Raw genomic sequence first — 20,797 nt, 5'->3', positions numbered from 1 at the left:
TTAATCAAAAATCTAAAATATACCTGAGAAAATCTCATTTATCCATTAAAGAATTTGCTGAAAAATCTCCAAGACGCTTCCGTAAATATATGAATTATCAAATACCTAATGAAAAATAACTTTCATTAGGTGTTTTTCATCTAGAAAGAACATAGCTTTTCCTTTTTTGGACACCCTAAACTAGAAAAAATGACATGGGGTGATGATCATGAAAATAGAAAGGTCGTCCGAGTGGGAAGAGGGCTTTATCGATCGATTAAATCATCTTGAAAAATGGGATAGCTGGACATTGTACAAGATGAACTATGATATTGTGAAAATGAAACTAATTCCTGATTTTACAGGATTGCAGGCTACAAAGTATTTACCTAATTTACAACCTTTGAAACACCAGTTAGAAGCAGCCGAAACAGTTATTGAACGTATGAATGGGAAAGCTATTTTAGCTGATGAGGTGGGGCTAGGTAAAACGATTGAAGCGGGCTTAATCTTAAAGGAATACCTTATTAGAGGGCTTGTGAAAAGAGCATTAATTTTGGCACCTGCTTCTTTAATTAATCAGTGGATTGAAGAGCTAAACATAAAATTTCATATTCCTGCCGTTGCATATAAAAAAAATTGCCCGATAGAGCGCTATGATGTCCTCATTATGAGTATGGATACGGCAAAAAAGAGTCCACATAGAGAGCGCATTTATGAGCAGGATTATGACATGATAATTATTGATGAGGCACATAAATTAAAAAATAATAAAACACAAATTTACGAGTTTGTACAAGGCTTAAAGAAAAAGTTCTGCTTATTATTAACTGCCACACCTATTCAAAATGATATCTTTGAATTGTATTATTTAATCTCCTTATTAAAGCCTGGACATCTAGGTAACTATGACGCCTTCCAATCGGCTTTCTCTGCTAGCAAGCATGATTTAGAACATGATGATTATTTAAAAGAGTTGGTTAATCAGGTAATGGTCAGAAATCGTAGGGAAGATACGGGGATTGATTGGACAAATCGTCGTGTTCAAATTGTACCGATTACATTTACGAACGACGAAAGAGAAGTTTACGAAATGCTTGGCAACCTTCAAAACACAGGGTCATTTTCATTAATTACGTTGCAAAAAGAAATGTGTAGTAGTAAGGAAGCTACAGCCTTAACATTAACGAATATGCTAGAGGATCATGTGCAACCACAAGAAATTGAAGCGATTATTACTAAATTAATGACCTTGGAAGTGAATTCAAAGGCGGAAAAGACATTGGAAATTGTTAAGCAAGCGAATGACAAGGTTATTATTTTTACAGAATATCGTGCTACGCAAATATATTTGCAATGGTACTTACATTCTAATGGCATATCAAGCGTGCTGTTTAATGGTAAATTTAATAAAAGTAAACGAGATTATATGAAGCACCTATTTAAAGAAAGAGCCCAGGTGCTCATCGCTACCGAGGCAGGAGGAGAGGGGATAAACCTTCAATTTTGTCATCATGTGATTAACTATGATTTACCTTGGAATCCAATGAAGCTAGAGCAACGTATTGGTCGTGTCCATCGTTTGGGACAGGAGCATGATGTCCATATTTATAACCTTGCCATTGAACATACAATTGAAGAGAAAATCTTGGAATTGCTTCATACAAAGATTGATGTGTTCGAGAAGGTGGTTGGCGATTTAGATGCTATTTTAACAAACTTTAAAGAATCTGTATAAGGTAGGTGCAGCTATGTATCCGCAGCAAGTTCACCACTATTTAAAGGAATTTTTTATGGAGAATGACTGTGCAATTTTAGGAGAAGAGAATCATTATCTAACCGTTCAATTAACGATAGACATAGATAAAAGAATTATGAATAGGCCATTTTATTGGCAATATGTTGAAGCAACAAATAGTGAACCAAACCCAGCGCAAGTAACCTTCATTACAAATCAAACCGCAATGGCTGGTAACCTATTTGGGGAAGCTATTCATTACGGCTCACCACGTTTAAATCAGATATTTTTAGCTACAAGGGAACTAGGAGCCTATGTTCAATTGTATGAAAAAGTGGATCGTGATATGGGGCAGGTTATTTTAACGCCCTGGTTAGGTGTTAACTTTAAAGTTTCGTATTGCTGTGATCGTACAAAAGAAATGCTTTACTCATTTGGCATTAATTTATTGACTGGCGTCATCAAGGAGGATTTTCATGAAACGATTTGTTCTTCGGACTTTAACATAGAACCTGAAGAAAATGTATTTCATGTGCAATATATTATTAAGCCTGCCAGAGCACTGGAAAGATTGAAAGCTACAATTGAGTCAATTATTGAGCAGGATGATCATTCTTGGGCAACGGAAGCACAAAAACGATGGCAACGTGATCAACGTGTATTAGATTATTTTTATGAGGATATAGAGGAAAAACCAGAGTGTTATGAAATTGAAAGAAAAGCATTAGAGGAGCAATATGAAGCAAAAATTAAAATAGAAGTCATTAATGGGGGATTATTTTATCTCTTTTAAATGAGGAGCTGTCTGACAAAGGGACAGCTCTTTTTTACTTTAATGATCTTCAACCATGCTTTTAAGCTGAGCCAATTTATTATCCCAAAATAAATGAAAGTATTGGAGCCAATCTTCAATCTCTTTTAAACGCTCACTATGCAGCGTATAGATTTTTTCACGACCTTTTTTTTGAGCAGAGATTAGCTCCGCCTGTTCCAATATTTTTAAATGCTTTACAACAGCCGTTCGACTAATCGTAAAATGCTCAGTAATATTGGAAATAGGTCTGTCGCTTGCTGCAAGGAGCTGTAAAACACTTCTTCTTGTGGGATCAGCGATTGCTTGAAAAACATCATACTTTATGGCTGCTTCAGTCATTAGAATTCAGCAGCCTCTTTTAATTTATGATTAATAATCATTGTCCATCCGTTATCCATATTAGTACGTACGGCTTCAGTAGCAGTGTTTACTTTAGGAATAATATGTGAAGCTTCCTTCCAGCCACCATGTGTTAAAGTAAATTCAGTAAGCTTGCCTACTTCTTTTAACTCAAAAGTTACGAACCAGCCATCTTGATCCCAAGCAAACCGTAGAAAGTGCGGTGCATCTACACGTTCTACTTTACAGGGTGATGGGCCGAACGGTGATTGAATAGTGAATTCGTACCCTTCGATAGGTTGAAAATCATTTGGCATAAACCAAGAAGCTATTTTGTCAGCTGTTGCGACAGTCTCCCAAACTTTTTCGATAGGGGCATTCAATGTAATTGTTTTGACAATATCCTGTAATTTTTCAGTCATGTTCCAATACTCCTTTTTGATTGATGAATGATACCTCTGTGTAATGGTATTCAACGTTATTAAGTCCACTAGCAGAGGAATCTGTATAAAATATAACCATAAGGTGTTATGAATATATAACACCTTATGGTTATATGTCAACGGAAAAATTTCGTATCTTTCTGTTGGTCTTGGCGTATGTTACAATTACTTTTATAATTTTCTGACAGAAAGGGTGGCGTAATATGGTCAATATATCTGTATTCTTAGTTATGTGCATTTTACTTATTATTTTACCTGGCCCTGATACAGCGATTGCAACAAAAAACACACTGACTGTAAGTAGAAAGGGCGGTTTACAAACAATCATTGGTTCTTGTTGCGGTTTATTAATTCATACTTGTGCGGCTGTTATTGGCCTTTCGGCGATCATTGTGAAATCTGCCTATATATTTGCTGTTTTAAAATATGTTGGTGCGGTTTATTTATGTTATTTAGGAATCAAGACCTTGTGGACACTGCGAGCAATTCGAACACAATCTCCAGTTGTACAAGATGAAGCAAGTATAGAACACAAATATTCTCAACAATCCTGCTTTAAACAAGGGTTTCTCACAAATGTGACAAATCCAAAGGTCGCAGTATTTTTCCTAACATTTCTCCCTCAATTTGTAGATGGAAATAGTGGAACATTTTTTCCCTTTTTAATAATGGGTCTCATTTATACAGCATTAACAATGCTATGGTTTATCTTCTACGTGTACCTTTTAGATCGAATTAGTGCATTTATGAAAAAACCATCAACTAAGGCAGTAATTGAAGGATTAACAGGTGCAATATTAATTGCGTTTGGCATTAAATTAGCATTAGAAAAAGCGCACTAAAAAATACACCACTATAAAGGTGGTGTATTTTTTGTTGGTAGTTATTAAGATAGGGTCGTTTCTCTCTTTGAAAAATTTCTATTTAGGTTGGCTTATATTTGTCAGTAGAAGATTTTTAAGTCTTTCTTGTAAAAATTTTTTCTTTTCTGCCCGCTTTTTATAGATAGAAAAAGATTTTATAACAAATAAAGCAACTAGTATGATGACAATCAATGAAATAAATGAAAATAACATCGTAAAATCCTCTATCCGATTAGTTACATAGAAAGTTCGTTAGTAACAAAAATTTTATTCGTAATAACAAAGGTTAATAATATATTTAAAGCAATTAATTTTGGTCTGCCTTGTTGCTGAATAATAATGTGAGAAAACTTTAAATTAGCTATACGGTTAGCCAATGTATACTCCTCGGCTCCTGTTACCTGTCTACCATCGGGGGTACACCCTAAAACAAAATGCCCAGCGTAAGAATTCTTGAGCACATAGGGATGCATGGATTGATAATGAACTTCCATGATCGTATCTGCTTCAATCATATAATGATGAGTTACTAGAAATTTTTTTAACGCGCCTTTTAGATCAATGGCGATGGCTGTATCAGCTAGAATTGTGCGAAAATAAACAGGCACGATGTTGGCATGTTTAATATAAGGCTTTACCTCAATGCAGATTTCACCAGAATGTTGTACAAATAGCTGAATAATTGCTTGATGAATTCCATCTGTTAAAGTGACCATGGTATTTCCGAAATGAGCACTTTTAAAGAAAATACTGTCATCAGCAATATAGCCAACAGCAATATGACGATTCTCAATATGTAGCGATTTTGCTTTCACTCCTAAAACTTCCTCACAGTTCTTTAATTCATAAACATGTTGCTGAAATGTAAGACCTAAATAATGCCTATTAACTATTCGATTTTCAAGCAATTGCTTCAACATCTGTTACATCTCCAATCTTTGATAAATTATGACAATATTTATAATTGATTGTAGGTCATATAACTCTCAAAAAACTCTCCAAAAGTCGAAAAGATGCGTATAATGGCAGGGGTGAAAATATCTAAATTTTATAGTTCAACACATTGCAAAGGATTAAAAAGAAAGAATGGAGAATTTATTGCTGAAGGGTAGTACTTGTAGTTGCTTTTATAACAAATACAAATAAATGGAGAAGATAGTGATGGAATTAAGAGATTTAAAAGCCTTTATGGCTGTTGTTGAGCATAGGAGTTTTACAAAGGCTGCACATGATTCCTTTGTATCTCAGCCTTCATTAAGCAAAAGTATTAAAAAATTAGAAGAATCATTACAAGTTGAGTTGTTGAACAGATCAACGCGTAATGTAGAACTTACTGATGCAGGTAGTATTGTTTATAATCAAGGACAAAAAATAATGCATGCTGTTCAAGAACTACATATTTTGCTAGACGATTTATTAAATATTAAAACAGGTGCTATCAAGTTAGGGATCCCACCTTTAATTGGAACATTATTTTTCCCTGAAATCGCTAGGGGATTTCATCAGCTATATCCTGAAGTACATTTAGCACTTATCGAACGTGGTGCAAAAATGGTAGAAATGCTAGTTGAAAATGGTGATGTTGATATGGGCATCGTTGTATTACCAGTAGATGAAAGGAAGTTTGCTGTTCAATCCTTTATAGAAGACCAGTTTTATGTCTTTATGAATGAATCTCACCCCTATGCACACCAGAAATCCATAGCTTTACAAGATTTAAAAAATGAAACGTTCATTATCTTTGCAGAGGAGTTCACGCTTCACGACTATATAATTAAATCCTGTGAAAGTGTTGGTTTTACACCTACAATCGGCTATAAAAGTTCACAGTGGGACTTGATTGTAGAGTTAGTATCCTCCAATTTAGGGGTTACATTGTTACCCCATTCCATTGCAGCCAAGCAAACAAATACCAATGTGAAAATAATTCCATTAGATGATTTTGAAATGCCGTGGCGTTTAGGGGTTATTACGAAGAAAAATACATATCAATCTTATGCATTAAAACAGTTACTTGAAATGATAGATAGGAATGGGGAAAATAGATTTATTCCATATAGGAATAAGTAGTATTCTAATTAATTCCTTTACTTGTAAAATAGCAATGATGTAGAATTTTCCTTAATAAACGAGCAATTCAGGGAGGTTTCGAGATGGGGAATGGTAAGGTATGGAGTTCGTTTGAAGAAGCGATTGCGGATATTAAGGATGGAGATACATTAGCTGTAGGTGGCTTCGGGCTATGTGGTATACCCGAAAAATCAATCGCAGCATTAGTGCAACAGGGAACAAAGGATTTAACCGTTGTCAGTAACAACTGTGGTGTAGATGACTGGGGATTGGGTCTACTATTAGCAAACAAGCAAATAAAAAAAATGGTTGCTTCTTATGTAGGAGAAAATAAGATTTTTGAACAACAATTTTTAAGTGGTGAGCTAGAAGTAGAGTTGACACCGCAAGGAACTCTTGCAGAACGTTTGCGTGCAGGTGGAGCGGGAATTCCTGGTTTTTACACAGCTACAGGGCTTGGAACGCCAATTGCTGAAGGAAAAGAAGTGAAGGTTTTTGATGGCAAAGAATATATTTTGGAAGAAGGTATTGTTGCTGACTTTGCTCTGGTCAAAGCATGGAAAGCCGATAAGCTAGGAAATTTAGTTTATAGAAAAACATCACGCAATTTTAATCCATTAGCTGCTATGTCAGGGAAAATTACAATAGCTGAAGTGGAGGAAATTGTAGAAGTAGGCGAGCTAGATCCCGATCACATTCATACACCAGGGGTTTTTGTACAACGTGTATTATTAGGTGAAAATTACGAGAAACGTATTGAGCGTTTAACGGTGAAAAAGGGGGAAGCATGATGGATACAAGACAAAAAATTGTTAATCGTGCAGTAAAAGAAATAGCCAACGGTATGAATGTCAATTTAGGCATAGGTATTCCAACACTTGTTGCCAATGCGATCCCAGCCGATTATGACGTACTCTTACAATCCGAAAACGGACTTCTCGGTATTGGTCCTTATCCAGTAGAGGATGCAGTAGATCCTGATTTAATCAATGCAGGTAAAGAAACAGTTACGGCAGTTCCAGGGGCATCCTTCTTTGACAGTGCAGAATCATTTGCAATGATTCGCGGTGGACATATTGACCTTGCCATCTTAGGAGGTATGGAGGTATCTGAAACAGGAGATCTTGCTAACTGGATGATTCCTGGGAAAATGGTGAAGGGCATGGGTGGCGCAATGGATCTCGTCGTTGGTGCCAAGAGAGTGATTGTCGTCATGGAGCATGTAAATAAAAATGGTGAATCTAAAATTAAAAAACAATGTGAACTTCCACTAACGGGTAAAGGTGTCGTACATCGATTAATTACAGATTTGGCTGTATTTGATTTTACGAAAGATGGCATGCAACTGATAGAATTAGCAGATGGTGTTTCTTTAGAGGAAGTAAAAGAGAAAACAGCTGCTTCTTTTAGCGTTGCTCTTATACAATAACTTCAGACCTAGGACTGTTTTCAGCGTTATGGTCTCATTTTACAATAATCTAAAAGGGGATTTCATAACAATGGAACAACAATGGACAAATGAATTAGCAGTAGCACAGGTGCGTGTAGCAAGACCAACCGATCAGCTAAAGGAAGTAGAACGGTTTTACTGTGAAGGTGTTGGATTAAAGAAAATTGGTTCGTTTACAGAACATCGTGGCTATAATGGTTTAATGATTGGTCTTCCAAATGCAGGTTATCACTTAGAATTTACAGAGCATATTGACGGTAGCCCTTGTCCAGCACCAAGTAAGGACAATCTACTCGTACTTTATATCCCAAATAGAGATACGATTCGTCATATTGCCGAACGTCTTGCGGTCATGGGATATCCCGAAGTTGAGCCTGAAAATCCATATTGGGCTGAAAAAGGGGTAACCATTGAAGACCCGGATGGCTGGCGTCTAGTATTCATGAATACGGAAGGCATTTAAACAAAATTTTAAGCACGAGCACGTATGTAGTCTCGTGTTTTTTGTAACCTAAAATACCCCTTGTAGTATATAATCTGTTTAGGGGGTTACAAAATGCAACGAATAATGACATTAAACAAATGGTGTGAGGTTTTGGAGCAATCGAAGTTCAAACCTTGCCTTGTGTTAAAAATTAGCATGACATGTATAAGTAGTATTTCAGCTTTAAAGGAATATAAAGTATTACAAACGAAATTGCCTAAATATCTTGTCATTGTGCAGATGGATCGGGTAATTTCAAATGCTATTGCCTGTGATCTTCAAGTGAAGCACGAATCACCTCAACTAATAATCCTGCAGGGTGGGAAAGGAATTTGGCAAGCAACTCACTACAAAATAAAGCACTCTCTTTTAGAAAACGCTATAGAACAATATGTAAAAAAAGATACTCCACAATAGGCTGTGGGGTATCTTTATGTGATTAATCTTCCAAGGCCTCATCTTCATGATAATTTGTAGCGCTAGACTCGATATCGACCTGTAGATAATTGGCCCAGTCTATTTTGTGAAAATCCTCTTCACTAAAATAAATATTCAAAACCTCAGTCATTGTTTTGTCCCCATCAGGTTCAGTGAGAGGAGCATACCAAGTAATAGCCGGTGTCTTCACATTTTTTAATTTGGACAAATCAGCGAAAATTTTAGTAGAATCCTTTAGCATCTGGCTTTTCGATCCTTCTGTTACATCTGTATCTTGAATGGAAATTGTGACAACACCGTCTTTCGATTCATCCACAGAGAATTCGTTTTTCACAATCGCGCCTACAATATCTTCAACATTCGTATTTTGATCGACTGCTACTTCCTTTGGTTCAGCACTCTTTCCACAAGCTACTAACAGTAGTGAAGTAAAAACCAATAGATAAATTATTTTCTTCAATGTCATAACCTCCCTTGTTACTCCATCTATGTGCAAAATGGGAGGGAATTATACAAAATACAAGAAGGTTATCCTTACTTTTTATGAATGGTTAGGAAGTGATTGAATAGAGAAGCGGAGAATAGCCTGAATATAAAAAAGCACCTTAACCAAAATAGCTAAGGTGCTGTATCAATCATGTATAAAAAGCCGCGTATGCCGTAGTTATTATAGAAAGTTTTAAACCACCACTCCTCAAATGTGGTGATAGCGTTAAAGTATAATTGAATGGATTGTGATGAATGTTGATGTATCAGTGTTTTTGCTGTTCTGTTTTTGTTCGTATATAATATTTTTAAATAGGTTTGAATGAATTTTTGCACACGATTTGCACACGTTTAGCACATGTTAGTTTGAATTGCTTTTCGAAAACAGCATTTCAAACTTATCAGCAGCTGCACGATCTGCTGATTTTAAAGCATGTCCATAAGTATTCATTGTAATTGAAATGTCTGAATGTCCTAAACGCTCAGATATAATTTTTGCGTGTACTCCTTGGGCAATTAAAAGACTTGCAGATGTATGGCGTAGATCATGCAGTCGGATATATCGAAATTCATGCTTCTTCACAAACTTACTCCACCAATTGGAAGGACTAGAAGGGTAGAGGTGCTGTCCATGTTCATTACAGAAAATCCATTCTCTTTCTTTCTCTGTCCATTTATCAGCCAGTCGCAATTTATCTTTTCTCCATTGAAGGTGATACTCTTTCAATTCCTTCATCATGCTCCCAGGTAAGGAAACAACACGTTCTGATGAATCTGATTTCGTACCTTTTATTAGAGGACCACTTCCTGTTAATACAATCGTTTGCTCAATTAGTATTTGTTGATTGTCAAAGTCCACATGTTTCCACTCAAGGCCAAGTAATTCTCCTCTACGTAAGCCGGCAGTTACCGCTAATGTGAATAGAAGTCTCCAGTGTGAAGGCTCACTTTGCACTAGTTGTAATAGTTGAGCTATTTCATCCTCATTATAAACCTGTAACTTCTCCTTTACCGCATCTTTAGGTGGTTTCGGCTTTTTAATGCCGTCCATGGGATTCTTTTCAATTACTTTCCATTCAGTTGCATACTTAAAAACACTTTGAAGCGTGCGGTATATATCTTGCTTCGAATGATAGGTAAGTTCACCTTCTTGACCATCTTTCCGTGTAAGGTTTTGCATTAGATTCAGCAGCATGAGCTGGTTTATTTTATCCATGTGCATGTGACCGATCACTGGCAATATATGATTTTTCAGTTTTAATCGATGGTTACTTATTGCTGTTTGTGACAGTTCAGTAAGAGCAAATTTATTCTCCCATTCTTTTGCGAAGTCGGAAAATATCATATTGGATGGCGCAATGTACTCTCCAGATAGTACCTCTTTTTTAAACTTCATGTACTCATTAAGGACATACTCTTCTTTTTGTTTAGGTGTGTATTTACCTTCTACATAAAAAACCTTTGTTGCTCGTTTGTAATTGCCTTGTGCATCTTTTCCTAGACTAACAGTGAATCTGTACTTATTATCATCGTTTTCGTACTTCTTTATATTAGCCATTTTGGTTTATTCCTCCTCATTTTGGTAATCAGGAAATAACACTTCCAGCATCGTTAATATCCGTTTGCGATCTTGTTCATTAAGTAAATGGCCTTTGTAGATGGGTTGTACAGATTCGGATAAAAGAAGATTGTTAATATCCGTTATTTCATCTATAACTCGAACTTTCTCATGTAAAACATTAATATCTATTTCAAAATCATCCAGTTCATCTTTGAAATCTTCATAAGCACTTCTGATCTTTTCGTTTTTAGCAAGCTCGTGATACCCCGCTATTTCTAATAACCCCCCGTATGATACGTCAGGTAAAGCGTCTGCAATTTTTCTAATCAACTCAGGTGCTGGTGGGTTACTTCGTTTGCCTGATTCTATTTGTGAAAGGTAAGGGTTTGAGTAACCTACTATCTTACCTAATTCTGAAAGCGTTAGTCCTGCTCGCTCCCTTGCTGCTTTTAAGTGAATACCAAAATTCTTTACATAATCCATAAGTTTAAATATCCCCCTGTGTGCGTAGTATATTTTATTATATTTTACTACCTGTAAAAATATTTTGCATCATTTTTGTTTACAGTTAGTAAGAAAGGTGTTATTGTTTACTCATAGTAAATATTCTATTCGAGAATACTTACTATGAGTAAATTTTATAGAGAGGTGAATTATTATGATAAAAATCACTTTGACGGTTAATGAAGTGGCGGAGATGCTAGGCACTTCTACAGCTACAATCTATTCAGCAGTAAGGAAGTCTGAAATCCCCCACTTTAAAGTACGTGGGAAAATCCTTTTCAATCGTGAAGTTGTTGAAGCCTGGACTAAAGGTGAAGTTAAGCAAATGCAACATATTTAGCTAAATCCCAAGCTTTGGTGGCATGCAGAGGGAGGTGAGTAAGATGAATATTGAAAATGTACAGTCATTAGCTGCGATCGTAAATTTGATTGACGCACAAGCAAAGTCAGGTGAGGAAGCTCAGTTTTTAACAGTAAGTATCAGTAGGTTTGATTCACCTTCAATCCTGTTAACACACAAGGTCTTTATAGAGCTTTTCGATGAGTATGAAATTCAAGAGACACACGATTCTTCGAAAGTTCTTGTTAGCACATTTGTGAATAGTGTTGAGTTTTGTGCTCTTATACCTAAGTCTGTGTGTAATGAATCAACACAGAAAAAATAATATTTGTAGGAGGAATTAGAAATGGTCAATTACGCGGAACGTATCGATTCAATGTCAACGGAGCAGTTGGTATATGAAGTAGAAAATACTGCAGTGGAATTGCAAGCAGTAACGAAAGATTTAAAAGGTTTGCTTGAAACTATTACGAATTTCGATACAGCTTATGAAGGTATTGAGAGCGATGAGGAAATTTCTCCAGAATCAGTTCTTGCTTTTATACGAATGGTTAGATCTGTTAAACAAGCACCAGTCTTAATATCTGAGTTAGAACGTATTAGCTCTGAAGCGAATGCAATAGTTAAAGTGATTGACAATCGGCAACTTAGAATATATCAGGCCGCTATCTCGCAGTGAGGGTATCTTATGGACTTAAATAGAATTTATAAATTTGGACTAAAAAAATCACTGTTACCAACTAAGGTAACAGCTTTACAAGTAAACATTATTTAAGCATTTATTACACGAAAATAAATGCAGGAATATTATAGCGAATATTTACTTAAAGTACAATATTTGAAAGTGAAGAGAAGTGAGTAGATGCAGGAAATTAAAACATCAAATGACTTCTATTTTTCCATAGCGATAGCTAAGCATCGTACTTCAATAAGATGGAAAAATGAACAAATGAGTTGGTCAGAGCTACTACAGCGTATCAGTAAGACGACTCGAACAAACGAAACATTTAACGAATATCTAAACATGTCTACTGATGAACAAGCATCTATAAAGGACGTAGGTGGATACCTCATAGGCGAACTTAAAGATGGTATTCGTCAAAATGACAATGTGTTAAATAGGCGGATAGTAACACTTGATGCTGATCATATTGGCAAACATGAGTTTTGGGAAGAATTACAACTTTTTCATGGCTTTGAGTGTGCGATATATAGCACACATAAGCATACTAGTGAAGCTAAACGTCTACGCTTACTTATTCCATTAGACAGAGTAATAAATGCTGAAGAATATGAACCCATAGCGAGAGCTTTAGCTAGTGATCTTGGAATAGATTACTTCGATGATACGACTTATCAAAAGTCTCGTATGATGTTTTGGCCGTCAACGAGTTCAGATGGTGAGTATGTATTCGAATATCAGGATGGCGATTTAGTGAGTGCTGACCTGATCCTTTCAAGATATAAAGACTTTAAGGATCCGAATGAATGGCCTTATAGCAGTCGGGTGAAAGAGCGAAGACAAATCGAACGAGACATTAAAAAAGCAGGAAATCCACTAGAAAAGCCAAATGTTATAGGGTTATTTTGTAGAACATATAGCATTCACGAAGCGATTGAAACCTTTCTATCCGATATATATGAGCAGACTACTGAAATAAATCGATACACATACATTAAAGGTACCACTTGGGGTGGCATGAGAACCTATGAAGATGTATTCTCATATTCCCATCACGGTACCGATCCAGTTTCTCAACAGCTGGTGAACGCTTTTGATTTAGTGCGTATTCATTTATTTGGTGATATTGATGACGAAGAGGATATGGCGAAAGACGTTACTAAAAGGCCCTCATACGTTCGTATGGTTGAATTAGTTCAAAAGGATATTAAGGCGCAGCAGCAGTTAATTGAGGATACTAAACAAAGTGCTATAGATGATTTTAGCGACTTAGAGGATGATGAAGAACAGACTAATAAAAACCTTGATATTGCTGATCACTTTTTCTCGAAGCATGGTTTTAATCCTACTAAGTTAGCTGACTGCTTAGTTCAGGCAAATCCCATTATTACAGTCGATGGCATTGTTTATGTATACGAGAATGGGGTTTATGTAGCTGATAACGAGCGCAAGGTTCGTAGGATGACTGCTAGGGTGCTAGGTGATAGATATCGTAGTACACATGGTAATGAGGTAGTGGAGATAATTAAAGACTTGCATACCGTGAAATCCATACATCTGGAGAAGCCAAGCACCAAAATAGTTAACCTCAAAAATGGGATACTTGATTGGCGAACAGGCGAGTTGATGGAGCACCGTAGTGACTTCATTTCCTTTAGTCAAATACCTGTTAGATACGATGAGACAGCTACATGCCCCCATATTGAAAAATTCATTAGCGAAGTAGTACCGGCAGATTCAATAAATATGGTGTACGAGCTGTTCGGTTTATGCCTCATTCCTAAGAATTTAGGAGTAGCATTTTTCCTCTTAGGTTCAGGATCAAACGGGAAGTCTGTATTTATCGATTTATTGAACGCATTTATTGGTGAGGAAAATATATCAAATGTGAGTCTACAAGATTTATCTTCTAATAGGTTTAAACTTGCTCAGCTGCAGAACAAGCTACTCAATACCCAAGCAGATTTACCTGGCAGTGCTTTAAGTGACACTGATATTTTTAAGGCAGTTGTAACATCAGACAAGCTAAATGCAGAACGAAAAAATGTAGATGCATTTAATTTTAGACCTTATGCACGGCTAGTATACGGAATGAACCGAGTGCCGACAGCGAGGGATTTCTCAAAAGGATTTATTCGCCGCCTTAAAATTATCACGTTTCCTAATAGTTTTGGAGGCAACAGCGCGAAAGGTAAGACAGCAGATGTGAATCTTCTTGAAAAATTAACCACAGAACAAGAGCTTTCTGGCTTGCTTAATAAGGCTATAGCTGGGTTGAGAACATTAATGGAGCGCGGTCGTTTTGAGGATACGGCTTCCTCGCGCGAAGCACTTAAAGACTATATAGCAGTTAGTGACCCTCTTCAAACATTTATTGACGACCTGTGTGATCTGGACGAAGAAAATAAAATAGTAGCAGAAGATTTGCATAATGCTTACATCGAATACTTACGAGAAAGTAACGTGTACAGCACACCTACTCGCAGTCAATTTGTAGGGGACATGCAATCTAAAGGCTTCGAATATAAGCGAACATTCGGCAGTACCAAAATGCAATTCTTAGGCATCGCTCTATTAAGTGGTAATAATTCAGTTGAGGGTGATTTCAAAGGGAAGGACGATTTACTAGCATAGTGCATACGCTTTTTGAACAAGATATAAGCCTTTTACCCATCCTATACGCCCTCTATACGCTTTTTAAAGAGTTAGGGCGTATGCCTTAAAGCTTAGAGCCATAAGGGTTTTTGGGGTCTTATCGATGCTTCATACGTCTTTTTTTTAACTCTTATAGAAAAATAGAAAGTAATAGTATAGCTAGAGTAACAGAACCGTTATGCACCGTGACTATGCACATTGCTATTAAAGATTAGCATAGGAGTTGATAGAAAAGCGTATAAGACGTATGAAGAATTTTCAAAAGAACCAAGAGCCTTACAGCCATAAGTGATGGGGCGATTTTTAGAATGTGAAAAGTAGACGTATGCAGTGCGTATATGACACGTATATGAGCAGTAAAAACCGTATGCGAATAAAAATATAGGATTGGAGTGAGTATCATGCGAATAAGAAACAACCGATTTGCACGAGGTTTAGATATTACAAAAGTACAAGTCGAAAAAGTAGAAACGAATCCAAAAGCCAAGGTGTTCCGATATGAGTTTTTTAATGTGTTCAATTGCCCTTATTGTGGAACTGAAATTAAAGAACGATGGGGGTTTGAATATCGGCCTAGATGTGCGCGTAAAACGCCTTGTTGTAAAAAGAACTATGCAATGTTCCCTAGAGCGGAAAATTACACACAAGAATCATATGAAAATGATCAATTACATCTTCAGATGAGGGAATTTATATCCTTATACGATCAAGCTGTAAAAAGCTTAAAAGCTTGGCGTAGGAAGTGATAGGAAGTGATAGCTGATGAAACGTAGGTCAGAGGCCATTAAACCCTTTGAAAGGCAGCTTCATGTACTAGAACGTGAGTTTAAGAAGCTGAGATCTGGTAGTCCATTCTATGAAGCTAAACTCTATGAAATCCAAGACTTAACTGCATTTATAAATAGAATCAAAAAACGAAATAACGTTGAATATTAAGGAGAGATTATAGATGAATTGGGTAGAAGAAGCGAAGAAAATCAGAAAATAATATGATGATGCAAAAGGCATTTATAACGAGAGCATGTTAAAGATAAAGCGTAAGGAGTACCAAAAGAAAGCGAGGAGTCTATTAGATCAATATAACAACAAAGCGAGTAAACGACAAGCAGAAGTGCAAGCGCGATTAAAGGAACTGGATGAATTAATCTCAGCAGCTAAACCATTACCGATTTTTAATTTTGAACACTACTTCAAAAATGAAGATATTAAAAGTGAATACGGTACAAAACTAGGAACGAAAAAGGTGATAGATGTTGAATACATCACAGGGATTAAGTATCTAAGTGAATATGTAGAAAATACCCTGTCACGTCTCAATAATTATGACGATTATTTACGTGCTATTACCGAAATTACTGAAAGCGATAATAAACAGGCTATTGAGGTCTTATACAGTATTACTGCAAATGGCTTCCAACCTTCATTCATAAAATCTGAAGCTTGGGACAGAGGCCAACTTAGCCTAGGTGCCCATATTTCTGATAACCATGGAGGAGATTCACCTGATTACACAGTACGAAATGTACGAGCGCTACACGATGTTGTCCATGAGCGATATAAAGATGTGACATATCCAGAAGGGCTACGCGATCTGGAAAAGGAGCAAAAAGCACTTATTAATGAAAACTTAATGTTGGCAGGTTCTACGCCAGATTCTGATCGAGAATTCTTATACGAAACAGTCACATATATAGACGGCAGTCAAATATTTAACGGACCTGCATCAAAATGGTGGCCTTAATAAACCACGTAAAGTGATGAAACGACACGTTGAGCGCTACAAAATGTAATCGTAAAATAGCGCTCAACCTATGGTATATAGCTATTTTTATACAGGGGGTAGGGGTATGAGTAATCTCGAAAAACGTATAGCCTGTATTGAACAAATGATGAAGGAGAAGCGAGAGCCTTCTACAGAAACAAAATTAAGAAAGTATTTTACGCATTTAACAGCTTATTTTCAAAATAACGCTTCAACAACAGACAAAGCGCTTCATATAGGTGAAATCTTTAAATGGAAAAAACGATTAGATGACAGGAAGTGATTTAGATGACGGAATTAGTAGAAGTGAAAAACAAAAGGCTAACTACACAATCCCATGTGCGTCAGCTTCTAACTGAAACGATTAATAATCTACGAAGAGTAGAAACAAGGGCGCCGAAAGATGAAATTGAAAAGGCACGTGTCCTTGGATATCTTGCCAGTCTTATGCAGATGAACCTACGCGACTGTGAGCTGGAGAAGCGTATTGAGAAAGCTGAAAAGTTCATGAAGTATTTGAGCGACAAGGGAATTGAGGTATTCGGAGATGACTAACATTGAAAAACGCCTCAATCGCCTGGAGGAGCTAATAGAAGCCGTAAGTGGAGTGAATACATTTCAAGTGGCTGTTTACCGCGGAAATACAGCGTATAACAATCGAAGCGATCGCATGAAACGAAATAAGCAATTACACGCCATCATCATAGTGCCGAAGGGGGCATAACCTTGAGCCGTAAAGTAAAGTCAATTGATATTGAAGTGGTTGAGCGTAAAGGCGAACAGGTGAATGTTATTGTGATAGCTAATGATGATCCAGCACCTACTAACTTGGACAAGGGCAGTAACCATGTGATTATACGAATTAAAGGGTGAACCACTGACAAGCCATACAGTAGTTGAATATCTAAAAGGTAATGATATCTACCTATACCCTCAAGGTGAGGGGATGTCAACTTGGTACCCACTCAACGTAGGGTACCGTCCTGCTACTTGTAAACTGCAAGTGCCAGAGTATTTACCGTTTTTGAAGAAGTAAATTGGTGGCCGATTAATCAGCCATGAGATTTAAATTATAAACTATACATGAAAAGAGGAAATTAACAATGACAGAAACTATGAATATCCACGAATATAGCGAAATTAGATTAGAGGCAGTTGATGTACAATTTACAGAATGGAAAGCTTTACAAACACATCCGTGTACTTATGATAAAGTAGCACAATACCTGGACAAAATCTTTTATGCAGAAGTGCAAGATGTTATGAAACGCTCTGAGCTAGAAGTGAAACAATTTGTAGAATACTTCAATCTTTATCGTAATGACTGTTTAGCTGATGTAGCTATAGAGATGGAGAAAATAGCTGTATGCTTCATTATCCGGGTAAGTGGTGAAATTCTATTCGATAATGATAGCGAGGAAATGATAATGTTTAAGACTGCAGCAGAAGCTTATGAGCACATCGAGGTTTTAAAGCGTAATGGGGCTTTAAAGGATTACTTCTTAACTGATGTTGAAGTCGATTATATGGTTTACGCTAATTAATAAATTTAGGGGACTCTCCAAATTCGGAGAGTCTTTTTGTTTGCCGTATTAGTCTACTCCAAATATGTCTGCCGTATAAATGTGCAATTAAAGAGCAAAATAAACAGAATAAAAAGAGGTGAGCCCATCATGTTACCTATTGATATGGAGATTGTAATGATAGTCTCAAATTTACCTAGTAAACTTAGTGAGCTGTCCAAAGTAGATCCTGATAAAGCAATTGAGTTAATGCAAGCTTGGGGGGATGGGAAAAAAGGTGTTAAGACAATATGGAATGACGCAAACAATCATTTAAACATATCTAACAATAATAGTAAGGGAGAAAATGGTCATGTTTAGTAAAGACTTAGCAAGAATGTATGCGTATCTACCAGTAGTATTGAGTCAACTTGCTAAGGTAAATCCAGATGCAGCGCTTGAGATAATTCAAGATTGGGGAGATGGAAGAAAAGACATCCGAAAACTATGGGATACGACAATTAATGCTTTGGAGGATGCTGGTACTGATTCTGATAGAGTGAGTGACTTAGATGTGAGAGTAAGGGGTCTGAAGGATGAATAGTGGCATAAACAATAGTAAAGGAGTAGGGCTATGCATAATAAAGAATTAATTCAAATGTATGCTTTTCTACCGGTAAAGTTAAGTGAGCTTTCTAAAGTAATTCCCGAAGCTGCAATAGAAATATTATAAGATTGGGGCGCAGGGAGAAAGAGTATACGTAAACTATGGGGTGCTACAATCGACGCTTTAGTTGAGTCTGATACAAAATCAAATAGTGGTCATGAATAAGGTAGAAATTAAAAGGAAGTATTTTAGTTAATCGAGGAAATTGAATAGAGGATGTGAGGAAGTTGCAATTTAAAGAATTAGTTAGAATATATGCTTACCTTCCTGTAAAGTTGAGTGAACTTTCCAAAGTAGATCCTGAAGCAGCAATTAAATTGTTACAGGATTGGGGGTGAAGGGAAAAAGACTATTCGTAAGCTTTGGAAGGAAACTAATAATACATTAAAGGAAAATGATAAAGAGAATAGCTAAAAAAATAAAGGACACCGATGACTATTCGGTCAAAGAAACTGTGGTGGATTATAGAAAGACATAAAGGGGGAGTTGAATAAACATCTTTCAAATAAAGATTAATATGATGGCTATAAGCTGTAAGGGGTTGCTCAACGAGACAACTTTTTTTGCATGGCATTGTTATCTATAAGTGTTCAAATTTTAGGTGAAGTTAATGCTTGAGAAAAAATATATTAATGGTTATATTTACTATTATGAAATATTGAAAATTGGGGATGATTAACATTTATAGAGCCTATCAATACGTTGATGATTTGAAAGCAAGTTTTGGGGATACAATAGATGATTATTTTGCAATTGGAGAGAAGCTTTATAATAATCAGAGGCAACAAATTGAAGATTCGCTAAAGGATTTTTATATGAGCGAGAATACGCTTAATGGCAGAGATATAAAGGAAAAGTGGTTTCCAAAGATAGATGCAGATGTGTTTCTCTCACATTCACATAAAGATGAGAAAACAATTATTGCTCTGGCTGGATACTTATATAAAGAATTTCATATAACAAGTTTTATAGATTCTACTGTATGGGGGTATGCAAATGATTTGTTGAAAATGATTGACAATGCCCACTGTAAACTAGAAGGTACAACTAGCTATGATTACGACAAGAGAAATTATTCGACTAGTCATGTACACTTAATGTTAAATACAGCCCTTTTGGAAGTGCTAGATGAAACTGAATGTGTAATATTTGTAGAAACACCAAATTCGATTCAATCCGTAAAGGAAACGGTTAATAAGGGTACTTATTCTCCTTGGATTTATTCAGAACTTAACCTAATTAACTTTTTACGCGTAAGAACACCTAAAAGAGTACTGGAGAATTTCCAAAAGCATGCTAATAGCAGAGAAGAAAGAGAAATATTAGCAGAAAGCTGGCAAATTTGGCATGATGTTTCAACACCGCTAGAAGCTTTAATTCCTTTACATGTCAACCATTTAAATGCACTGGCAGCTTGTCGCATGCATAATAGACAGCGAGAAAAGAAATTGATAGCACAAGAAAACTTAGATCGATTATATAAAATGGTAAAGCGGGAGAACGAAATTGCAAAATAATACTCAAGAAATAAGTTCAGAAGTAATTCATAAAGAATTAGATTTGATTCAAGCGTGCATTACAAGAATGGCACAAAACTCTTTTATTATAAAAGGTTGGTTTGTTTCACTTGTTGCAGTTTCGATAGCTTTGAAGATTAATAATACGTGGGTTTATGGCGGGTTATTATTGGCTTTAGGTTTTTGTTTTTATTTTGTGAATTTACAATTTTATGTTTACGAACGGCAATATAGAGATCTATATAGTGAAAGAATTAAATTAAGAGTAGAAGATCGGGTATTAACTGATTTATACAAACTCGCTATAGATGGTTTTAAATTAGAAAGTATACCGATGTATGCTCCTAGAAATAAAATGCTTATGCTATTTTACCTTACAGTACCATTAATTTTTTCTGTGATTAATTTTTTCATGAACCAAAGTGCAGATGGTGATAAATTGATTATAGAAATCCAAGGTTTAAAAGAGATACTAAAGTAAAAAGATTCCAACCACAAAAGCT

Annotated in this window: 29 protein-coding genes; 23 read left to right on the top strand and 6 right to left on the bottom strand. The window is 36.1% G+C overall.

Going from position 1 to position 20,797, the window contains the following annotated elements:
- Positions 1 to 202 precede the first annotated feature (202 nt).
- Both RCJ95_RS20645 and RCJ95_RS20640 read left to right on the top strand, forming a co-directional pair.
- Entirely contained in the window at positions 203 to 1,717 is a 1,515-nt protein-coding gene (locus RCJ95_RS20645; protein ID WP_446722712.1) for a DEAD/DEAH box helicase, read from the top strand.
- Between the two features lie 13 nt (positions 1,718 to 1,730).
- Positions 1,731 to 2,510 carry a YqhG family protein gene (locus tag RCJ95_RS20640; RefSeq protein WP_446722711.1) on the top strand — a complete coding sequence of 260 codons (780 nt, stop codon included), beginning with the start codon at positions 1,731 to 1,733 and terminating at the stop codon, positions 2,508 to 2,510.
- A 39-nt stretch (positions 2,511 to 2,549) separates the two neighbouring features.
- Here RCJ95_RS20640 and RCJ95_RS20635 read toward each other — a convergent pair whose 3' ends face one another.
- Both RCJ95_RS20635 and RCJ95_RS20630 read right to left on the bottom strand, forming a co-directional pair.
- Positions 2,550 to 2,870, bottom strand: coding sequence for an ArsR/SmtB family transcription factor (locus RCJ95_RS20635; RefSeq protein ID WP_446722710.1), 321 nt, complete (start codon positions 2,868 to 2,870; stop codon positions 2,550 to 2,552).
- Entirely contained in the window at positions 2,870 to 3,292 is a 423-nt protein-coding gene (locus RCJ95_RS20630; protein WP_446722709.1) for an SRPBCC family protein, read from the bottom strand. The genes RCJ95_RS20635 and RCJ95_RS20630 overlap by 1 nt, the downstream gene beginning before the upstream one ends.
- Before the next feature lie 224 nt (positions 3,293 to 3,516).
- Between RCJ95_RS20630 and RCJ95_RS20625 the strand changes: the two genes are divergently transcribed.
- Positions 3,517 to 4,155, top strand: coding sequence for a LysE family translocator (locus RCJ95_RS20625; protein ID WP_221679023.1), 639 nt, complete (start codon positions 3,517 to 3,519; stop codon positions 4,153 to 4,155).
- 257 nt (positions 4,156 to 4,412) lie between these two features.
- Here the strand turns inward: RCJ95_RS20625 and RCJ95_RS20620 are convergent, their stop codons facing one another.
- Positions 4,413 to 5,096, bottom strand: a complete 684-nt coding sequence (locus tag RCJ95_RS20620) for a hypothetical protein (RefSeq protein WP_004229831.1) — start codon at positions 5,094 to 5,096, stop codon at positions 4,413 to 4,415.
- A 241-nt stretch (positions 5,097 to 5,337) separates the two neighbouring features.
- Between RCJ95_RS20620 and RCJ95_RS20615 the strand changes: the two genes are divergently transcribed.
- The 5 genes from RCJ95_RS20615 to ytxJ all read left to right on the top strand — a co-directional run bounded on the left by RCJ95_RS20615 (position 5,338) and on the right by ytxJ (position 8,597).
- Entirely contained in the window at positions 5,338 to 6,246 is a 909-nt protein-coding gene (locus RCJ95_RS20615) for a LysR family transcriptional regulator (protein ID WP_221679024.1), read from the top strand.
- Positions 6,247 to 6,329: 83 nt separating this feature from the next.
- Entirely contained in the window at positions 6,330 to 7,037 is a 708-nt protein-coding gene (locus RCJ95_RS20610; RefSeq protein ID WP_446722708.1) for a CoA transferase subunit A, read from the top strand.
- Positions 7,034 to 7,675, top strand: a complete 642-nt coding sequence (locus RCJ95_RS20605) for a 3-oxoacid CoA-transferase subunit B (protein ID WP_274771321.1) — start codon at positions 7,034 to 7,036, stop codon at positions 7,673 to 7,675. Before RCJ95_RS20610 ends, RCJ95_RS20605 begins: the two co-directional genes overlap by 4 nt.
- Before the next feature lie 70 nt (positions 7,676 to 7,745).
- On the top strand, positions 7,746 to 8,159 hold the full coding sequence (locus RCJ95_RS20600; RefSeq protein WP_004229824.1) for a VOC family protein: 414 nt from the start codon (positions 7,746 to 7,748) through the stop codon (positions 8,157 to 8,159).
- Between the two features lie 93 nt (positions 8,160 to 8,252).
- A complete protein-coding gene (gene ytxJ, locus RCJ95_RS20595; protein WP_221679027.1) occupies positions 8,253 to 8,597 on the top strand; it encodes a bacillithiol system redox-active protein YtxJ in 345 nt (114 codons plus the stop codon).
- A gap of 22 nt (positions 8,598 to 8,619) precedes the next feature.
- Here ytxJ and RCJ95_RS20590 read toward each other — a convergent pair whose 3' ends face one another.
- From RCJ95_RS20590 to RCJ95_RS20580, 3 genes are all read right to left on the bottom strand, one after another.
- Positions 8,620 to 9,084, bottom strand: coding sequence for a hypothetical protein (locus tag RCJ95_RS20590; protein WP_232735603.1), 465 nt, complete (start codon positions 9,082 to 9,084; stop codon positions 8,620 to 8,622).
- A 381-nt stretch (positions 9,085 to 9,465) separates the two neighbouring features.
- On the bottom strand, positions 9,466 to 10,662 hold the full coding sequence (locus RCJ95_RS20585) for a tyrosine-type recombinase/integrase (RefSeq protein WP_446722707.1): 1,197 nt from the start codon (positions 10,660 to 10,662) through the stop codon (positions 9,466 to 9,468).
- Between the two features lie 6 nt (positions 10,663 to 10,668).
- Positions 10,669 to 11,148, bottom strand: coding sequence for a helix-turn-helix domain-containing protein (locus RCJ95_RS20580; RefSeq protein WP_271912168.1), 480 nt, complete (start codon positions 11,146 to 11,148; stop codon positions 10,669 to 10,671).
- A gap of 175 nt (positions 11,149 to 11,323) precedes the next feature.
- Between RCJ95_RS20580 and RCJ95_RS20575 the strand changes: the two genes are divergently transcribed.
- From RCJ95_RS20575 to RCJ95_RS20505, 15 genes are all read left to right on the top strand, one after another.
- Entirely contained in the window at positions 11,324 to 11,509 is a 186-nt protein-coding gene (locus RCJ95_RS20575; protein WP_271912169.1) for a helix-turn-helix domain-containing protein, read from the top strand.
- A 43-nt stretch (positions 11,510 to 11,552) separates the two neighbouring features.
- Entirely contained in the window at positions 11,553 to 11,834 is a 282-nt protein-coding gene (locus RCJ95_RS20570) for a hypothetical protein (RefSeq protein ID WP_446722706.1), read from the top strand.
- Between the two features lie 21 nt (positions 11,835 to 11,855).
- Positions 11,856 to 12,188: a hypothetical protein gene (locus RCJ95_RS20565; RefSeq protein ID WP_446722705.1), complete on the top strand. Its 333-nt coding sequence runs from the start codon at positions 11,856 to 11,858 to the stop codon at positions 12,186 to 12,188.
- 183 nt (positions 12,189 to 12,371) lie between these two features.
- Positions 12,372 to 14,825 carry a DNA primase family protein gene (locus tag RCJ95_RS20560; protein WP_446722704.1) on the top strand — a complete coding sequence of 818 codons (2,454 nt, stop codon included), beginning with the start codon at positions 12,372 to 12,374 and terminating at the stop codon, positions 14,823 to 14,825.
- 422 nt (positions 14,826 to 15,247) lie between these two features.
- Positions 15,248 to 15,592 (top strand): hypothetical protein, encoded by a 345-nt coding sequence (locus RCJ95_RS20555; RefSeq protein WP_446722703.1) that lies wholly within the window; start codon positions 15,248 to 15,250, stop codon positions 15,590 to 15,592.
- Between the two features lie 16 nt (positions 15,593 to 15,608).
- Positions 15,609 to 15,782 (top strand): hypothetical protein, encoded by a 174-nt coding sequence (locus RCJ95_RS20550; RefSeq protein WP_446722702.1) that lies wholly within the window; start codon positions 15,609 to 15,611, stop codon positions 15,780 to 15,782.
- An 85-nt stretch (positions 15,783 to 15,867) separates the two neighbouring features.
- A complete protein-coding gene (locus tag RCJ95_RS20545; protein ID WP_446722701.1) occupies positions 15,868 to 16,587 on the top strand; it encodes a hypothetical protein in 720 nt (239 codons plus the stop codon).
- A gap of 106 nt (positions 16,588 to 16,693) precedes the next feature.
- The gene (locus tag RCJ95_RS20540; protein WP_446722700.1) at positions 16,694 to 16,891 is read left to right on the top strand and encodes a hypothetical protein; all 198 of its coding nucleotides are present in this window, start codon (positions 16,694 to 16,696) and stop codon (positions 16,889 to 16,891) included.
- A 5-nt stretch (positions 16,892 to 16,896) separates the two neighbouring features.
- Entirely contained in the window at positions 16,897 to 17,163 is a 267-nt protein-coding gene (locus RCJ95_RS20535) for a hypothetical protein (protein WP_446722699.1), read from the top strand.
- Between the two features lie 171 nt (positions 17,164 to 17,334).
- Positions 17,335 to 17,481 (top strand): hypothetical protein, encoded by a 147-nt coding sequence (locus RCJ95_RS20530; protein WP_446722698.1) that lies wholly within the window; start codon positions 17,335 to 17,337, stop codon positions 17,479 to 17,481.
- A 230-nt stretch (positions 17,482 to 17,711) separates the two neighbouring features.
- A complete protein-coding gene (locus tag RCJ95_RS20525; RefSeq protein WP_446722697.1) occupies positions 17,712 to 18,152 on the top strand; it encodes a hypothetical protein in 441 nt (146 codons plus the stop codon).
- Between the two features lie 129 nt (positions 18,153 to 18,281).
- Positions 18,282 to 18,491 (top strand): hypothetical protein, encoded by a 210-nt coding sequence (locus RCJ95_RS20520; RefSeq protein WP_446722696.1) that lies wholly within the window; start codon positions 18,282 to 18,284, stop codon positions 18,489 to 18,491.
- Positions 18,484 to 18,714 carry a hypothetical protein gene (locus tag RCJ95_RS20515; protein WP_446722695.1) on the top strand — a complete coding sequence of 77 codons (231 nt, stop codon included), beginning with the start codon at positions 18,484 to 18,486 and terminating at the stop codon, positions 18,712 to 18,714. Before RCJ95_RS20520 ends, RCJ95_RS20515 begins: the two co-directional genes overlap by 8 nt.
- A gap of 734 nt (positions 18,715 to 19,448) precedes the next feature.
- Entirely contained in the window at positions 19,449 to 20,294 is an 846-nt protein-coding gene (locus RCJ95_RS20510; RefSeq protein WP_446722694.1) for a hypothetical protein, read from the top strand.
- Positions 20,284 to 20,775 carry a hypothetical protein gene (locus RCJ95_RS20505; RefSeq protein ID WP_446722693.1) on the top strand — a complete coding sequence of 164 codons (492 nt, stop codon included), beginning with the start codon at positions 20,284 to 20,286 and terminating at the stop codon, positions 20,773 to 20,775. Before RCJ95_RS20510 ends, RCJ95_RS20505 begins: the two co-directional genes overlap by 11 nt.
- Positions 20,776 to 20,797 lie beyond the last annotated feature (22 nt).

The sequence above is a fragment of the Lysinibacillus sp. BSL11 genome, from assembly GCF_052928325.1.
This window is presented reverse-complemented; position numbering and strand designations above follow the sequence as displayed.